We start from the raw sequence: 14,463 nt of genomic DNA on the forward strand, positions 1-14,463 counted from the left end.
GGACGGCGCTGCCCCGCGAGCCCGGCACACCGCCGACCCCACCCGGCGAGCCCGGCCCGCCCCCCGGTCCGCCGAAATAGCCGCCGGGTCTGCCGAAGTAACCGCCGGGTCCCGCGCCTCCGGCCGGGGCGCCCCCGCCGACGGCCCCTCCCGACGAGTGCGGGGTCCCGACCCCGACCCCCGTCCCTGTCCCTGTCCCTGTCCCTGACCCGACGCCGGGGCCGGGTCCGCCGACCGCGGCATCGGCGGCACCCGAGGTGGCCGGTGCGGTCCACACCGAGGACGGATCAGTCTCCGAGACAAGCGAATTCGGGTCATCGGCGCCCTCGTCGACTACCGTCGCCGACGAGTCACCGCCCGTGGTCGGGCCGGTCCGGCCGGCCGGGCCGTCGTCCTCGCCGCCGGTCGGCGCCTCGCTCCCGAGCCGCTGCTGCGACGGATCGCCCGGCGTCGGCGCACCCGGAGAAGTGCCGGTGCCGCCGCCGTCCGGCCGACCGGTGTCGGCAGTGCCGGCGGCCGGGTCGGCCGCATGCCGGTGCGGCGCCGGCGGGCGGACCGTCGGGTCGAGCGGCCGCGGCAGGACGGGGACGTTGGCGTCGGCCTGCTGCATGACCGGCGTGTAGACGGTCTTCATGATCTGGATCGCCTGTTGACGCGCCTCGTCGGAGCCGTGCACCACGTTCTTCAGCATCCCGGCCGACGGCACGACCACGTCGAACACCTGCTCCAACAACGCCGTGGTCGGGGCCGCGGGCATGGTGGCCTTCACCTGGGCGATCCCGAGGGAGGCCTCCTCGATCTTGGTCCCGACCAGCCTTCCTGCCCGGGCCAACTCCGCGGATGCGGACCCGTAGTTCTCGGTGGCCGCGGACGCGGCCGCCGCGGCGACTCCGCTCCAGCCGTCGGCGATCTCACGCTCGATCGCCYGCTGGAACCCGGTGAGACCGTCGGCGAGCGCAGTCCCGATCCTCGCCCAGCCCTCGGCGCCGGCGCGGACGGGTTCCGCGTTCATCGCATCCACCGCGTCCCTGATCTGCTCGTGCGACATCGAATCGAAACTCTCGGTGGCGGAGAGGGACGGCGGGTCGTAGTCTCCCGCGAACCGGGAGCGGAGATCGTCCTGCACCCCGTACAGGTCTGACCGGGCCGAGTTGCCCGCCGCCTGCTCGGCTCGGACCCGGCTGCGCTCGTCGAGATCGAATCCCGACACCACGTCGACGATCCAGTTGCCGGGGTCGCGGGTCAGCGCGGTCAGGTCGTCGATGGCGCGCGATGCCAGCTTCCCGAGCGAAGTGGTCAGGTCCTCCAGGCTGGGCAACGACATTTCAAATCCCCCTCGTCACGGACCGAGATCTCTCCGAGCCCCGGTGAGGCAGCTACCCCCTGCGCAGCTGCCTCACCGGCCACCGTCACCGAACCCGAGCGGGTGTCGACGCGCCGCGGACGCTTCCCCACGTCCGCTCCCCCGTACGCACACGACCACTCCCACGTCAGGCTCGGTTCAGACGGCTCACCATGGATAGACGCGGACCGGTCCGTCACGGTTCCACGTTCCGGCGAGCCGATCCGGCGGGCACGGTGGCTCGACCGTCACACCCCGGTAGACCCTCACCGCGACGGGCCGCGTCGATGCTGTCGTGGGTGCCGCCGTCGGGAGTGCGGCCGCCGCCAAGGCCGCGATGATCGTCAGCTTCGCGTGCTCGACGTCGGTGGCGGTGGTGCGGCACGACTCGGACAGCGCGTCGCACAGGTCGCCCACGGCCTGGAACGCGCCCCGGTCACCCCCCGAAAGTCCCGTCGCCCTCGAAGTTCCCCCAGTACTCACGCATGGCCGACGCGACGTCCCCGAGCACGGCATCGAGAGCGACGGCCATCGTGGCGTCACCGTCACGGGCGATCAGACCCACCGCCGCTTCGACCCCTCAGCTGCCTTGACGCGAGGCAACCCCGTTCGGTTCCGCCCGGCCGGTCGGGCGGCCGGGTCAGCTGATCGGAGCCGTCGTGGGTGCGACGGCGGGAGCAGCCGCGGCGGCCGCACCACCCGCGGGCAACGCCGACATCGACTGCCAGGTCGACCAGTCGATCGCCCAGTCGTAGATGTCGCCGTCCGCGGCGGACAGGTCGATACGGGTACCCGTCACCTCCACCGGGTCGCCGTACATGGCGGTGCCGAAGTAGGCCTGCGCGTCGGACAGGGAGAGGTTGATGCAGCCATTGGTGACGTTCGCCGAGCCCTGCACGCCCGTGGTCTCCGGGTTGGCGTGGATGAACTCGCCGTTGTTGGAGATCCGCACCGCCCAGTGCTCGCGGACGTTCTCGTAGAACGGCGGATTCGACATCAGGAAGTCCTCGTACTTCTCGGTCACCATGTGGATCCCGCTTCGGGTCACGTTGCGGTCCTCGTCGCCCTCGCCGTAGCTGACCGGGATGTCCATCACCGTCGCACCGTCGCGGACCACCTGCATCCGGTGGCTCGGGGCGTCGGCCTTGACGATCTGGCTGCGGCCGATCGTGAAGTCCGCGCTTAGGTCGTCGGCGCCGTACGCGCCGTCGCCGTAGTCGACGCCGTACAGCTTGGCCACCATGGTCACGGTGGTGCCGGGCGCCCAGTAGTTCTGCGGGCGCCAGTGCACGCGGGAGCCGTTGTCGTCCGGCAGCCAGGCCCAGGCGCCGGGTGTCGGGGGGTTGGTGGTGACGGTGAGGGCCTTCTCCACCGCGGCCTTGTCCGCGACGTGGTCGCTGAACTTGAGGATGATCGGCGCCGCGATGCCCACCTCCTGGCCGTCCCCGATGTTGATGTTCGCCGAGGTGGTGGACGCCGGGGCGACGGTCCGGAAGGTGCCCTGCACCGGGACCACCTTGCCGTCGGTCCCGGTGGCGGTGCCGGACCAGGTGTACGCCGCGCCGTAACCGAGCGGTTCGGTGGTGTGGAATGCGGTCCGGTCCGGTGTCAGCGCGCCCTGTACCGGCGTGCCTGCGGCGTTGACCAGTGCGACGTCCGCCAGGGTGCCACGGGCGACGGTCACCGAGACCGGGGCCGTCGGACTCACGTCCTGCGCGTCCGCCGCGGGTGCCTGCGTCACCTCCGCGACCGGCGGCGCCGCCGCGGCCGGATTCGAGGTGCCGGAGCCGTCGCCCCCGATCGTGCATCCCGCCAGCAGCGCGACGACAGCCGCCAGCAGCAGCACGATCAACGGACCCTTGCGGGTCCGACTTGTCCAAATACCCAGGTTGCGCACGAAATCCACGGTACCTGCGACCGCGGAGTGCCCCGCCGGACCGAACTCGCGCTCCCGGCTCAGACCGTGCAGCCCACCGCCACCGGCTCCGGTTCGAGCCGCACCCCGAACGCGTCCTGCACTCCGTCCCGGACATCTCGGGCGAGGGCCAGCAGGTCCTGCGTGGACGCGCCGCCGCGGTTGGTGAGGGCCAATGTGTGCTTGGTCGACAGCCGCGCCGCCGCGTCACCCCCGGGGTAGCCCTTGCCGTAGCCGGCCCGTTCGATGAGCCAACCCGCCGACAGCTTGGTCCCGCCGTCGCCCGGGAACTGAGGTATCCGCACCCCGTCGCCGACCCGGGCCTCGATCGCCGCCAGCACCGGCGCCAGCCGGTCGGCCGGGACCACCGGGTTGGTGAAGAACGAGCCGGCGCTCCAGGTGTCGTGGTCGGCGGCGTCGAGAACCATGCCCTTGCCCGCCCGCAACCCGAGGACCACCTCACGGACCTTCGTGGCCGGTCGGCGTTCGCCCTCGTCGGCGCCCAGTGCGGTCGCCAGCTCGCGGTAGCGCAGCGGCTCGCTCAGCCCGTCGGGCCGGGCGGCGAACTCCACCGCGAGCACCAACGCGGCGTCCGAGTGCTTGAGGACGCTGGTCCGGTAGCCGAGGCCGAGTTCGTCGGGGCTCACCCAGCGCACCTCACCGGTGGCCCGGTCCAGCAGCTGGACCCGGAGCAGCAGCGACCCGACCTCGACGCCGTACGCGCCGACGTTCTGCACCGGCGTCGCACCCGCGGACCCGGGGATCCCGGACAGGCACTCGAGACCGCCGAGTCCCGCGCCGACCGCCTCGGCGACCACGTCGTCCCACACCGCGCCCGCCTCGGCGTACACGTGGTCGGCGCCGAGCCGGGTGGTCGCGTTGGCCACCCGCACCACCACCGCGTCCACCCCCTCGTCGGCGATCAGCAGGTTCGAGCCACCGCCGAGGATCAGCACCGGGGTGCCCGACGCGTCGAGGGCACGCACCACCGCGACCAGCGTGTCGGTGCTGCGGCAGGTGAGCATCGCACGCGCCGGACCACCCAGCCGCAGCGTGGTGAACCGCGACAGCGGCACGTCCGTCTCGAGCTCGGCACCGAATTCCGTCGCCATGTCCTGTAATGCCTGCACGAGGTGAAACGGTAGCGTGCCGGGCATGGCCCGCCGCATCCTGCATTCGTGCTCGTACCGCCAGTCCGTGGACCAGGTCCACCGGGCACTCACCGGCGAGCAGTACTGGCGTGACCGCCTCGTCGAGGTCGGTGGCGACGGTGCCAGCTTCGGCCACCTGACCGTGGGCGACGGCACGGTCGACGTGGAGCTGACCCAGGCGATCCCCGCCGAGCACCTGCCGTCGATCGTCACGACGGTCCGTCCCGGCGACCTGGTGATAACCCGGACCGAGACCTGGGGTCCGCTCGTCGGCGGCCGCGCCACCGGCACCTTCACGGCACGTGTCGACGGCGTCCCGGCCGCGCTGTCCGGCACGCTGACCCTGTCCGCCGACGGCGACGGGTCGACGGTCGGGCTCGACGGGCAGGTCGACGTGAAGATGCCCCTGATCGGCGGAAAGATCGAGTCGGTCATCGCCGAGCAGATCACCGAACTGCTCGAGAACGAGGACCGTTTCACCGCCGGGTGGCTTGCCTCGCACACCTGAGAACGAATCGTCTCGGAACCCGCGACAAGGTATGCGGCACACCGCGACCGCCCGTCGGCACGACCGGGTAGCCTCCGTGCAATGTCGCGCAAAATCGAATTGACCACCACCTACTCTCTGCCCGTCGAGACCGTCCACCGGACGCTCACCGACGAGAACTTCTGGCTTCACCGCGTCGAGCAGGGCGCCGAGAACGGCCTGAAGGTCGATCACCTCACCGCAGGCGACGGCACCATCGACGTGGGCATCGCCCAGGAGATCGACAAGGACAAGCTGCCCAGCATGGTCAGCAAGGTCATCAAGGGCGAGCTGTCCATCGTCCGCGGCGAGGTGTGGGGCCCGCTGACCGACGGCCGCGCCGACGGCACGTTCACCGCGGTGACCACCGGTATGCCCGTGACGGTGGGCGGCACCGCAGTGCTCACCGCCTCCGCGGACGGCTGCACGCTGACCGTCGAGGGCGAGGTCGAGGTCAGCATCAAGCTGATCGGCGGCACCATCGAGGGCATGGTTGCCGAGCAGATCCTCGGGATCCTCGGACGCGACCAGGAAGTCGTCGAGGAGTGGGCCGCGGCCAACGCCTGACCGAGCAACCGTCAACCGCAGGTACACCCGCACGGCCGGGCGGGTGTACCTGCCTTCGAGGCCGAGCCGGTACCCTGCCGGTCATGGCTCGTCGCATCGACTACTCCGCCCGCTACACCCACTCCACGGAGCAGGTGTACGCCGCGCTGACCAACCGGGACTACTGGGAGGCGCGCATCGAGGAACTGCGCAAGTACTCGGACAACCGCGTCGAGAGCCTCGAGATCGGCGACGACGGCATCGACCTGGTGCTGCACCACATCATCCCGCGCGACGGTCTGCCCGACATCGCGCAGACCGTGATGAAGAAGGACATGGTGATCACCCGCAAGGAGCACTACAGCCCCTTCGGGGAGCCGGTCACCGGCACCTACCAGGCGTCCATCCCCGCGGGCCCGGGCAGCCTCACCGGCTCGATGTCGCTGTTCAGCACCGACACCGGTTGCACCCTGCGCACCTCCTCCGAGGCCAAGGTGTTCATCCCGTTCGTCGGCGGCAAGCTCGAACAGGTGATGCTGGTCAACCTCGTCGACCTGTTCCGCACCGAGGCCCAGGTCACCGCAGACTGGCTCGCCAAGCAGTAGTTCCGGCAGCAGACCCCCAAACAGCAGACCCTCGAGCGGTAGACCTATGCCCCGCGCCGCATCCGGCCGGCCCAAACCGGACGGCGTCATCACCCGCGGTACCACCGGGATCAACCGACTCCGGCGCAGCGACCGCTGGCTGAGGCACCGCCACGAGGTAGCCCGCGCACTGCGCGAGGCCGCGGACCCGCTCGTCGTCGACCTCGGCTACGGGGCCCGGCCGGACACCACCTTCGAGCTGGCGTCGCGGCTGCGCACGGTCCGCGCCGACCTTCGCGTCGTCGGCCTGGAGATCGACCCGGACCGGGTGGTCGAGAGCCGCGACGGGGTCAGCTTCGCGCGCGGCGGATTCGAACTCGCCGGTCTGCGCCCGACCCTGGTCCGCTCGTTCAACGTGCTGCGCCAGTACCCGGAGGAAGCCGTTTCCGGCGCCTGGTCGAAGCTGCAGTCCGGGCTGGCCCCCGGCGGTTTGCTGGTCGACGGCACCTGCGACGAACTGGGCAGACGCTGCGCCTGGGTGCTGCTCGATGCGCACCGCCCGTTGACGCTGACTCTGGCCTGGGACCCCTTCGACGTCGAACGCCCCAGCGACGTTGCCGAACGGTTGCCGAAGGCGCTGATCCACCGCAACGTCCCGGGCGAGGGCATCCACGACCTGCTGGTCGCCGCGGACCGGGCGTGGGCGAACGCGGCACCGCACGCCCCGTTCGGGCCTCGGGTGCGCTGGCGGGTGGCGCTGGAGTCGATGCGCGGGCAGGGCCTGCCCGTGGCGGTGCCGAGGCGGCGAATGCGGGACTGCGTGCTCACCGTGCCGTGGTCGCTGGTCGCGCCACGCGGCTGACCCGGCTGACCCGGCTGACCCGGCTGACCCGGCTGACCCGGCGGCGCGGTCGCGGACGAGCGGTCGCGGTGCCGGTCAGGAGGTCGCGGCGAGCGCCCGGCCGATCCGCTGCTCGACGCGCTCCGAACGACCGGCCATCGCGGCCTCGAGGTCGCTCCGTCGGAGCCTGCCGATGGCGAACGCGTCGCCGACCACCTCGTCGAGGACCCACTGCGACACGCCGCCCTCGGCGAGGTCGAGCACCGTCCGCAGCGGGGTGGTGATCCGGAAGCCGCCGGTGTGCTCGCAGTCGTCGGCACCGAGGGTGCTGCGGTGCACGGCTACCCGGTCCATCCGGTGGTAGATCTCGGTGGGCGCCGTGACGTGCAGGAACTGCGGGTGCAGGCTGCCGAGTCCGTGCAGTTCGGCCGCGCTCTGGTGCGAGACCACCGCGTCGTCGAACCACACGCAGCAGCGGGCCACCTCCTCCAGATCGGTCGAACGCCACTGCGTCAACCGGTACAGGCCCGGTTCCACCGGCACCCACGACCCGGCGACGATCGCGGCCCCGATGTCGGCCCGTGAGAACCCGACGGACCGCGCCTGTGCGGCCGTGAAGTAGCCGTCCTGCTCCCGGGCCTGCGCGTAGAGATCGCGGTCCTGTTGCCGGTGATGCCGATGCGCTCGGTCGTCCATGTTCGACACAGTACGTCCAACTGTGTTCCACGTCACATCCTGCGGGCCTCGACTCGTCGAATTCGGGGCGTGTTCTCAGAGCCCACACAGATTTTTCGGGAAGAATCCATGCCATGACGACCACCGCGAACGCCCAGTACCGTCCCCCGACGTCGGGCCCGAAGCGAAACATGGCCCTGACGATCGCCCTCGTCGTGATCGTCGCACTGGTCGCGGCGCTGGTCGGCGCCGAGTTCTACATTCGGCACAACGTGAAGCAGTGCATGGCGGACCAGTTCCAGAGTGAACTGGGCTCCCAGGTCGACGTCGGGCTCAGCGCCAAGCCGATGCTGCTGCAGGCGATCGACAAGAAGGTCCCGTACATCACGATCAGCAGCGCCGGCTCCAGCTTCGGACCGGCCCAGGGCATGGACGTCACCGCACGGGTCAACGACGTCGACCTGACCGCCACCGACACCTCGAGCGGCAGCATCGGCAGCTCCACCGCCGACATCGACTGGTCCACCGCCGGCATCCTGGCCACCATCCAGGCCCAGCCCTTCGGCAACCTGGTCACCGACGTCGCCTCCGACGCGGCCGCTGGGACCCTGCAGTTCCAGGTCCTGGGCCTGGCCGAGCTGACCGTCAAGCCGCAGGTCGACGCGGGCGCGGTGAAGGTGGAGACCGTCGGCGCCGAGCTGCTCGGACTCGGGATCCCCACCGACCTGGTCAGTGGCATCGTCGACGTCCTGACCAGCAGCCTGCAGATCTACCCGCTCGGGATGACCCCGGACTCGCTGACCGTCACCGACAGCGGCCTGCAGATGTCGCTGGCCGGCGGCGCGTACACCATGCCGAAGGGCGACGCGAGCGCTCAGGCGCCGAGCAGCTGCTCGCTGCTCACCTAGAACGAGGCGCGCGGGCCCGGACTTCCGCGGCTCGCCGGCCCGCGCCGCCCGAGGCCGCGCGGGCCGGTGTGTCAGGCCGCGGGAAACCCGTCCAGCACCGCGCGGGTCCCGGACAGGCCGAGCCGGGTGGCGCCGGCCTCGATCATGGCCCGCGCGGTCTCCGCGTCCCGGATGCCGCCGCTGGCCTTGACCCCGAGCCTGCCGCCGACCGTCTCGGCCATCAGCCGGACCGCCGCCACCGACGCCCCGCCCGCTGGATGGAAACCGGTGGAGGTCTTCACGAAGTGGGCCCCCGCGCGCTCGGCCGACCGGCAGCACTCGACGATCGCCTCGTCGGTCAGCGCGGCGGTCTCGAGGATCACCTTGAGCACCGTGTCACCGTCGATGCCCTCGCGCACCGTGAGGATGTCCGCGAGGACCGCGTTGTAGTCGCCGGCCGCAGCCGCGCCGATGTCGATCACCATGTCGATCTCGTGCGCACCCTGCTGCACGGCGAGCCGAGCCTCGGCCGCCTTGACCAGCGAGTGGTGCTTGCCCGACGGGAACCCCGCGACCGCGGCCACGTGCAGGCCCTCGGCGCGCACCGGCAGCATCGACGGCGACACGCACACCGAGTACACCCCCAGCTCGCGCCCCTCCGCGATCAGCGCGGCGACGTCGGCCGTGGTCGCCTCCGGCTTGAGCAGGGTGTGGTCGACCATCGCGGCGACGCGGGCGCGGGTGAGGGCTGCAGACATACCGAAGAGCTTGGCACAGCACCGAACCCGTCCGCGTCACCTCACGCGGTGCCGAAATTCGGTGGCGCCGGCCCCGCGCGGGGCGGCACCATGGCCTCATGTTGATCCGACGCGAGCACCCGTCCGACGTCGCCGCGATCGCGGCGGTCCACCGGGCGGCCTTCGCCGACCAGGCCCCCGACGGCGGCGAACCGATGGAGGGTCCCCTGGTCGCCGCGCTGCGCTCCTCGGACGCCTGGGTGCCCGCGCTGTCCCTGGTCGCCGATGTCGACGGCGAGGTGCTCGGGCACATCTGCCTGACCCGGGCCACCCTCGACGGCCGGCCGGTCCTGTCGCTCGGTCCGATCGGGGTGCTGCCCGCGCATCAGCGCGACGGCGTCGGCGCCGCGCTGATGCATGCGAGCCTCGGCGCCGCCGACGCCCTCGGCGAACCGCTGGTCGCGCTGGTCGGCCACCTGGACTACTACCCGAGGTTCGGCTTCGTCCCCGGCTCGACGCTGTCCATCGAACCCGGGGTCCCGGACTGGGTCTCGCACTTCCAGGTACGCACCCTCGACGCGTACACACCCGAGATGACCGGCGAGTTCCGGTACGCACCCGCGTTCTACGGGGACTGACCGTCCGTCCGCGACTACCGTGGCAGGCATGAACGCCGAGCAGCTGGCGGCAGTGTTCAACGCCGGCATCCGTGAGTTCACCCGCCTCACCCCTCAGGTCTGGGGCCCGGCCGGCCAGTCGCTGATCGCCCAGCTGCGGCTGCGCCCCGGCGACGCCGTGCTGGACGTGTGCAGCGGCGCCGGGGCCTCGGCGCTACCGGCCGCCGCGGCCGTCGGCCCGGCCGGGCTGGTGCATGCCGTCGATGTCGCCGACGACCTGCTCGAGGAGGGTCGGCTGGTGGCCTCGGACCGGGCCCTGCACAACCTCGACTTCGTCCGCGCCGACGCCACCGAGTGGGAGCCGCCGAGCACCGTGCCCGACGCCGGGTACGACGCCCTGGCCTGCTCGTACGGGGTGTTCTTCCTCCCCCACGTGGACCAGTCGGTGAACCGGCTCGTCCAGTTGCTGCGCCCGGGCGGCAAGATCGGCGTCACGGTGTGGCGGCGCGGCGCCCTCACGGACCTCGGGCGGGCGTACACCGATGTGCTGGCCCGGCACCTGCCCGGGGGCGCGCCGAGCGGGGCCGACCCGTCGCCGCTGTCCCGGTTCGACACCGCCGACGCCCTGACCGACTGGCTGACCGGATTCGGCGCACACACCGTCGAGGTCACCGAGCTGTCCAACCTGCTGCCCGCGACACCCCAGTTGGTCTGGGACCTGGTCCTCGGCGGTGCGCTGCGCGCGCCGCTGCTCGGCTGCGACGACGCCGTCGTCGAGAAGATCCGGCTCGACCTGCTGGCGCTGCTCACCGAGCGGGACGTCGAGACGATCGACGCCACCACCCTGATCGGCACCGCCGTTCTCGACCGCTGACAGGTCCGCGGCCGTACCGTTCCGCCATGAGTGAATCGCGTCCCCCTGCCGACAGCGCACCTGAGAGACTGGGCGCATGAGTAGCCCCGCTGCCCCCTACGACGACCGTCGCTACGTCCTCGCCCTCGGCACGCCGGACCGCACCGGCATCGTCGCCCGCATCTCGACGTTCCTCGCCGAGGTCGGCGGTTCCATCGTCGAGGCGGCCTACCACGCAGACCCCGACACCGGCTGGTTCTTCACCCGGCAGGCCGTCCGGGCGTCGTCGCTGGAGATCGGCGTCGACGAGCTGCGCGAACGGTTCGGGGCGGTGGCCGCCGAGTTGGGTCCGGAAACCGAATGGACGCTTCAAGACTCGGGCGAACGCAAGCGGGTGGTGCTGCTGGTGAGCAAGGAGGGGCACTGCCTGCACGACCTGCTCGGCCGGGCGGCCGGCGGCGAGCTGCCCGCCGACATCTGCGCCGTCATCGGCAACCATCCCGACCTGGCCGAGGTCGTGGAGGCACACGGGTTGACCTTCCACCACGTGCCGTTCCCGAAGGACCCGGCCGAGCGCGGCCCCGCCTTCGACCGGGTCCGTGAACTGGTCGACGCCCACGACCCACACGCCGTCGTGCTGGCCCGGTTCATGCAGGTGCTGCCGGAGGAACTGTGCGCGCACTGGGCCGGCCGCGCCATCAACATCCACCACAGCTTCCTGCCGTCGTTCGTCGGCGCGCGCCCGTACCACCAGGCCTTCGCCCGCGGCGTCAAGCTGATCGGCGCGACCTGCCACTACGTGACCGCCGAACTGGACGCCGGGCCGATCATCGAGCAGGACGTGATCCGGGTGGACCACTCCGACGAGGTCCGGGACATGGTCCGGCAGGGACGCGACATCGAGAAGCTGGTGCTCTCGCGCGGGCTGCGCTGGCACCTCGAGGACCGGATCCTCGTGCACGGCCGCAAGACCGTCGTCTTCAGCTGAACCGAGCAGCGCCACCCGAGTGAACGGTTCCGTTCACTCGGGTGGCGAGGGCGGACGGGCGACGGGCCGAACGGGCGTCAGGCAGTGATACGCGTGGCCAGCCGACGGATCTCCGCGTTCACCTCGTCCGGGGCCTCGACCGTGGCCATGTGACCGATGCCGGGCAACCGGATCAGCCGCTCGAGGTGACCGAGGCTGTCGAGGGCGTCTGCGATCCGCACCGAGTGCCCCGGCGGAGTGAGCCGGTCCGCGGTGCCGACGAGCACCGTCGTTGGCACGGTCAGGTTGGCCAGCCCGACCCGGAGGTCGAGCCTGTGCATGGCCGCGCCCCACCCGCCCCGGGTGCGGCCGGAACACTCGGCGACGATTCGGGTGCAGAACTCGACCTCGTCGGCCGTCGACCCGGGCGCCAGCGCCACGTACTGGATCATCCGCCGGGTGGCGACGGTACCGGCCAGCGGCCGGGCCATCGGCACGGTGGACCCGAGGATCGCGCGGCCGACCGGGTCCGGGACCGTCTTCAGCCGGCGCAGCAGCGGGACCAGCGTGGACTCGTCTACGAGATGGTCGGTGGCGGTGCTGGCCAGCATCACCGCGCCGACCCGCTCCCCCACCTGCTCCGGGTACCGGGCCGCCCAGGCGTTGATGCTCATGCCGCCCATGCTGTGGCCCACCAGGACCGCCTTGCGGCCGGCGGGCACCGTCGCCGCCAGCACGGCGGACAGGTCGTCGGCCAGTACGTCGACGGTCAGCGGATGCGCGCCGCGCGCGCTGCGGCCATGGCCGCGCTGGTCGTATGTGATCACCCGGAAGTCCCCGGCCAGTGCGTTCACCTGCGGATGCCAGAACACCGTCGAGCACGTCCAGCCGTGACTGAGCACGATCGGCTGCGCCGACGGGTCCCCGTAGGCGTGCACATTGATCGAGGTGCCGTCCGCCGAGGTCACCTCGAACACCTCCGGAACTGCGACCGGATCGCCGAGATAGGGGTTCGGCTCCGCCCGGACAACTCGCGACGCGGCGGAGCGCCGCGAACGCCATGCCTCGCCTGCGCCGATCAGCGCCGCTCCGGCCGCGACGCCGACGAGAATCCGTCGCGCCGTGCCGCGTGACTGTGCCGCCACCTGTCTACCTCCGTGTGCTGTGGGTGAACTACTCGTGTGAACCGCCGGGTGGAACCCGGGCCGGCCCGCGCCGTGGGGTCGCGGTCAGATGATGTGCGCGCGCCGCAGCAACAGGGTCGACGGGCCGCCGACCAGCCCTGCATCGGAGAGGAACTCGACGGTCTTGGCGCTGCCCTCGCGGATCTTGTCGTGGTAGTGGCGGTTCGCCTTGACCGCGGCCCGGGCCTGTCGGGGGTCGAGCCCCGCGGCGACGTAGACCTTGGGGTTGACCAGGCTGGTGACCACGAAGTACGCGGTGATGCCGAGCAGCAGACGGATGCGCGCCCTCGTGAACCTGGAGATGTGCGCGGACCGGCGCAGGGTCTCCTCACGGGCGAACTTGATGTGCCGCGCCTCTTCGAGGACGTGGATCCGACTGACCGTCCGGGTGATCGGCTGCACCCGCTCGTCCTTCATGAAGTCGCGCTGCATCATGTCGAGGATCTCCTCGGCGAACAACGTCCCGCCGTAGGCGAGCGAACCGGACGCGGTGGCCTTGAACAGCCTCGCGGACTGACGGATCCAGTTCTTCGGCTGGTACGACGGGACGCCGAAGCGCTGCGCGGACCGGGCGAACATGGTGGAGTGCCGGCACTCGTCCGCGATCTCGGTGAGCGCGAACTGCACGTGCGGCGTCGCCGGGTCGTGCAGGTAGATGTCGCGCAGCAGCATCTGCATCAGGATCATCTCGAACCAGATGCCGGTGCCCGCCACGCTCGCGGCCTCGTGCCTGGTGAGAGTGACGCGTTGCCGCTGCGTCATCGTCTCCCACAGGTCCGTGCCGTAGAGGCTGCACCACTCTGGGGTCATCCCGTAGAGGTCCTCGGGCACGGGCGCCGCCCAGTCCACCTCGACCAGCGGGTCGTAGGACTTGCGGGCCGCCGACGCGAGCAGCCTGCTCGCCGTCTCCTGACGATCTCCGGCCCGGTGCCGCCTCGATCCGGACCGTCCCGAGGACACCTCGTGGTCGTGGACTGTCGACATTGCCGCTCCTCGTTGGAGGTCCCGTAGGACGCAGCAGCGCGTCCTACCTGCCTCCACCATGCGACGCCACGACACCCACTGTCAATGGTGTCTGTGACTCAAGTTCGCATTTATTTTTCGGAGCGGCGGGGACCGCGGTCTACCAGCGGGGACCGCGCTGGATCTCGTCCACCCGCGGACGGACGTCGACGAGGTAGACGCAGATCGCGACGACTGCGATCACCCAGATGAACATGCCGAGCGGCAACAGCAGCACCAGCAGCGAGGCGACGAGGATGCCCAGCCAGATCGGCTTGCTGAGCTTCTCCACCGCGGTGAAGGCGTCGGTCCGCTGACGAAGCGCATGGAAGACCGCGAAGACTCCGGCGCCGAGCGCGATCAGCTGGAGCGCGAGCATGATGATGCCCTGGAGGCCGTAAACGGTGTACACGACACCCATTCTACGGGCGAGACCCCCGCGCAGCGTGTGCACGGGGGTCTCGGCGGGTCCGGCGGGGCCGGACCTGAGAGTCGACGACTACGAGTCGGTCGCCTTCTTGGCCGGAGCCTTCTTGGCCGGAGCCTTGGAGGCGGCGACGGCCGCGGCCGTGGGCTTGGCAGCCGCCGCAGCGGCCGGCTTGGCAGCGGCAGGCTTGGCGGCGGCCGGCTTCGCGG

Annotated in this window: 18 protein-coding genes; 8 read left to right on the forward strand and 10 right to left on the reverse strand. The window is 71.3% G+C overall.

Annotated elements, in window-relative coordinates; all coding sequences use genetic code 11:
• From AC1DU4_RS24840 to AC1DU4_RS24860, 5 genes are all read right to left on the reverse strand, one after another.
• Positions 1 to 1,324, reverse strand: a 1,324-nt coding sequence (locus tag AC1DU4_RS24840; protein ID WP_477844417.1) for a hypothetical protein, incomplete at its 3' end; no start/stop codon positions are given.
• Positions 1,325 to 1,510: 186 nt separating this feature from the next.
• Positions 1,511 to 1,759, reverse strand: a complete 249-nt coding sequence (locus AC1DU4_RS24845; protein WP_477844419.1) for a hypothetical protein — start codon at positions 1,757 to 1,759, stop codon at positions 1,511 to 1,513.
• Positions 1,760 to 1,778: 19 nt separating this feature from the next.
• Positions 1,779 to 1,907: a hypothetical protein gene (locus tag AC1DU4_RS24850; protein ID WP_477844421.1), complete on the reverse strand. Its 129-nt coding sequence runs from the start codon at positions 1,905 to 1,907 to the stop codon at positions 1,779 to 1,781.
• A gap of 75 nt (positions 1,908 to 1,982) precedes the next feature.
• Positions 1,983 to 3,239 carry a L,D-transpeptidase gene (locus tag AC1DU4_RS24855; protein WP_477844423.1) on the reverse strand — a complete coding sequence of 419 codons (1,257 nt, stop codon included), beginning with the start codon at positions 3,237 to 3,239 and terminating at the stop codon, positions 1,983 to 1,985.
• Between the two features lie 59 nt (positions 3,240 to 3,298).
• Positions 3,299 to 4,369, reverse strand: coding sequence for a UDP-N-acetylmuramate dehydrogenase (locus AC1DU4_RS24860; RefSeq protein ID WP_477844447.1), 1,071 nt, complete (start codon positions 4,367 to 4,369; stop codon positions 3,299 to 3,301).
• Between the two features lie 43 nt (positions 4,370 to 4,412).
• Between AC1DU4_RS24860 and AC1DU4_RS24865 the strand changes: the two genes are divergently transcribed.
• The 4 genes from AC1DU4_RS24865 to AC1DU4_RS24880 all read left to right on the forward strand — a co-directional run bounded on the left by AC1DU4_RS24865 (position 4,413) and on the right by AC1DU4_RS24880 (position 6,926).
• Positions 4,413 to 4,916, forward strand: coding sequence for a DUF2505 domain-containing protein (locus AC1DU4_RS24865; RefSeq protein WP_477844424.1), 504 nt, complete (start codon positions 4,413 to 4,415; stop codon positions 4,914 to 4,916).
• Positions 4,917 to 4,997: 81 nt separating this feature from the next.
• Positions 4,998 to 5,501, forward strand: coding sequence for a DUF2505 domain-containing protein (locus AC1DU4_RS24870; RefSeq protein ID WP_477844426.1), 504 nt, complete (start codon positions 4,998 to 5,000; stop codon positions 5,499 to 5,501).
• An 83-nt stretch (positions 5,502 to 5,584) separates the two neighbouring features.
• Positions 5,585 to 6,085 carry a DUF2505 domain-containing protein gene (locus AC1DU4_RS24875; protein ID WP_477844428.1) on the forward strand — a complete coding sequence of 167 codons (501 nt, stop codon included), beginning with the start codon at positions 5,585 to 5,587 and terminating at the stop codon, positions 6,083 to 6,085.
• Positions 6,086 to 6,131: 46 nt separating this feature from the next.
• Positions 6,132 to 6,926: a class I SAM-dependent methyltransferase gene (locus AC1DU4_RS24880; RefSeq protein ID WP_477844430.1), complete on the forward strand. Its 795-nt coding sequence runs from the start codon at positions 6,132 to 6,134 to the stop codon at positions 6,924 to 6,926.
• Between the two features lie 75 nt (positions 6,927 to 7,001).
• On the opposite strand, the gene AC1DU4_RS24885 is transcribed toward AC1DU4_RS24880, so the two are convergent.
• The gene (locus tag AC1DU4_RS24885; protein WP_477844432.1) at positions 7,002 to 7,601 is read right to left on the reverse strand and encodes a type IV toxin-antitoxin system AbiEi family antitoxin domain-containing protein; all 600 of its coding nucleotides are present in this window, start codon (positions 7,599 to 7,601) and stop codon (positions 7,002 to 7,004) included.
• A 113-nt stretch (positions 7,602 to 7,714) separates the two neighbouring features.
• On the opposite strand from AC1DU4_RS24885, the gene AC1DU4_RS24890 reads away from it, so the two are divergent.
• The gene (locus tag AC1DU4_RS24890; RefSeq protein WP_477844433.1) at positions 7,715 to 8,488 is read left to right on the forward strand and encodes an LmeA family phospholipid-binding protein; all 774 of its coding nucleotides are present in this window, start codon (positions 7,715 to 7,717) and stop codon (positions 8,486 to 8,488) included.
• A gap of 71 nt (positions 8,489 to 8,559) precedes the next feature.
• On the opposite strand, the gene deoC is transcribed toward AC1DU4_RS24890, so the two are convergent.
• Positions 8,560 to 9,225 (reverse strand): deoxyribose-phosphate aldolase, encoded by a 666-nt coding sequence (gene deoC, locus AC1DU4_RS24895; protein WP_477844435.1) that lies wholly within the window; start codon positions 9,223 to 9,225, stop codon positions 8,560 to 8,562.
• Positions 9,226 to 9,323: 98 nt separating this feature from the next.
• Here deoC and AC1DU4_RS24900 point away from each other — a divergent pair, with 98 nt between their 5' ends.
• The 3 genes from AC1DU4_RS24900 to purU all read left to right on the forward strand — a co-directional run bounded on the left by AC1DU4_RS24900 (position 9,324) and on the right by purU (position 11,662).
• Positions 9,324 to 9,842, forward strand: coding sequence for a GNAT family N-acetyltransferase (locus tag AC1DU4_RS24900; RefSeq protein ID WP_477844437.1), 519 nt, complete (start codon positions 9,324 to 9,326; stop codon positions 9,840 to 9,842).
• A 28-nt stretch (positions 9,843 to 9,870) separates the two neighbouring features.
• Entirely contained in the window at positions 9,871 to 10,695 is an 825-nt protein-coding gene (locus tag AC1DU4_RS24905) for a class I SAM-dependent methyltransferase (protein WP_477844439.1), read from the forward strand.
• A 76-nt stretch (positions 10,696 to 10,771) separates the two neighbouring features.
• On the forward strand, positions 10,772 to 11,662 hold the full coding sequence (gene purU, locus AC1DU4_RS24910) for a formyltetrahydrofolate deformylase (protein WP_477844441.1): 891 nt from the start codon (positions 10,772 to 10,774) through the stop codon (positions 11,660 to 11,662).
• Between the two features lie 77 nt (positions 11,663 to 11,739).
• Here the strand turns inward: purU and AC1DU4_RS24915 are convergent, their stop codons facing one another.
• The 3 genes from AC1DU4_RS24915 to AC1DU4_RS24925 all read right to left on the reverse strand — a co-directional run bounded on the left by AC1DU4_RS24915 (position 11,740) and on the right by AC1DU4_RS24925 (position 14,239).
• Entirely contained in the window at positions 11,740 to 12,786 is a 1,047-nt protein-coding gene (locus AC1DU4_RS24915; protein ID WP_477844443.1) for an alpha/beta fold hydrolase, read from the reverse strand.
• 84 nt (positions 12,787 to 12,870) lie between these two features.
• Positions 12,871 to 13,809 carry an AurF N-oxygenase family protein gene (locus AC1DU4_RS24920; RefSeq protein ID WP_477844445.1) on the reverse strand — a complete coding sequence of 313 codons (939 nt, stop codon included), beginning with the start codon at positions 13,807 to 13,809 and terminating at the stop codon, positions 12,871 to 12,873.
• 139 nt (positions 13,810 to 13,948) lie between these two features.
• Positions 13,949 to 14,239: a DUF2516 family protein gene (locus AC1DU4_RS24925; protein ID WP_092776103.1), complete on the reverse strand. Its 291-nt coding sequence runs from the start codon at positions 14,237 to 14,239 to the stop codon at positions 13,949 to 13,951.
• Positions 14,240 to 14,463 lie beyond the last annotated feature (224 nt).

Source organism: Rhodococcus sp. P4_F5, assembly GCF_056401315.1.